Here is a 1,314-nt window from a genome sequence, read left to right on the forward strand (position 1 = left end):
TTACTCCGTCACTAAAAAGCGACTTTATTAATATATCACCTGAAAAACGTAATGTCAACAACTTTTTCAAATTGTTTTTTACGTCATCAGCGACGCTTATTAATATACCAAGATACAAATTAAATGTCAACGGTTCTTATTCGAAAAAATATAAAGTTTTTTCTTAACCCTTTTTCCGATCCTTCTTTCCTCTTCTCATATACTTTAAACAATCATGCGGGGAAGCAACCCGCCTAAACAGAGTAAATAAAACCTTATATCTCTCTTCCATCGACCTTTTTACAATATGATCTATTCGATCATCTCTTAAATCAAATAGTATTTCATCCATTTCTCTTTTAATAAGGTATTCCATTTCTTTTACTTCTTTATCGTTTATTAGAAGTCCAAACATTGAATAACCTCCAGCGAAATATCTAGTTATAGTAGTCTTTTCCAATTATTGAAAAATTATAATAAAATTTTTCTAATCATATTCTTAAATGTTTGGGCATAGGTTGAGACAAGGACAGTATTGGACGAGGTGGGGACATTGAAATTCTTTTTTGTATTTAACGGGAAGTCTTTGAAGAACATTTCACTCATTTTAATTGCTGCATTTTTTACAGCATGGTTCCTCTACATAGAGAATCTTGCACAAATTCCTGTCTTTTCAACAAAAGACGGCCCAAAAGCTGTTTATCGAGGGGAAAGAGATCTTGCCCTTACTTTTAATATTGGCTGGGGTGACGAAAAGGCAGAGCCGATTTTAGATACGCTAAATAAAGAAGGCGTAAAAGCCGCTACTTTCTTCTTAGCCGGTTCTTGGGCAGAGAGACATCCGGATATTGTTAGTCGAATTGAAAAGGATGGTTATGAAATTGGCATTCTTGGTTACGAATATAAAGACTATCGTGATCTAGAGGATGTAAAAATTGGCCAAGATATTTCGAAAGCACAAGAAGCCTTTCGGAAGTTAAATGTGAAAAATATTAAATTACTTCGTGCGCCAACTGGCCATTTTGATGAGAGAACCTTGAAAATCGCCGAAAGGTATGGATATACAGTTGTCCATTGGAGTGTGGATTCAAAGGATTGGAATAATCCGGGGGTACCAGCCATAGTTAAAAATGTGAATAAGGCAGACAAAGGGGATATTATTCTCCTCCATGCCTCTGACTCAGCAAAACAAACCGCAAAAGCACTGCCGTTGATTATGAAGGGTATTCAACAAAAAGGATTAAAACTTATTTCAGTATCAGAAATGATTGCAAATGGAGAGGCAAGTTCAAGAGAAATTAGATAATCTTATAATAAAACCGTCCAACCTACTAA

2 protein-coding genes are annotated in these 1,314 nt (G+C 35.1%); one reads left to right on the top strand and one right to left on the bottom strand.

Going from position 1 to position 1,314, the window contains the following annotated elements:
* Positions 1–163: 163 nt before the first annotated feature.
* Positions 164–394, bottom strand: a complete 231-nt coding sequence (locus tag BDR01S_RS24535; RefSeq protein WP_066249478.1) for a hypothetical protein — start codon at positions 392–394, stop codon at positions 164–166.
* 138 nt (positions 395–532) lie between these two features.
* Between BDR01S_RS24535 and pdaB the strand changes: the two genes are divergently transcribed.
* A complete protein-coding gene (gene pdaB / locus BDR01S_RS24540; RefSeq protein WP_066249475.1) occupies positions 533–1,285 on the top strand; it encodes a polysaccharide deacetylase family sporulation protein PdaB in 753 nt (250 codons plus the stop codon).
* Positions 1,286–1,314: the final 29 nt, after the last annotated feature.

Source organism: Neobacillus drentensis NBRC 102427 (assembly GCF_001591445.1).
Classification (GTDB): Bacteria; Bacillota; Bacilli; order Bacillales; family Cytobacillaceae; genus Neobacillus; species Neobacillus drentensis.

What these genes read in the sequence shown, in the direction of transcription:
- BDR01S_RS24535 (WP_066249478.1), bottom strand. Translation starts at nt 394, where the DNA reads ATGTTTGGACTTCTAATAAACGATAAAGAAGTAAAAGAAATGGAATAC.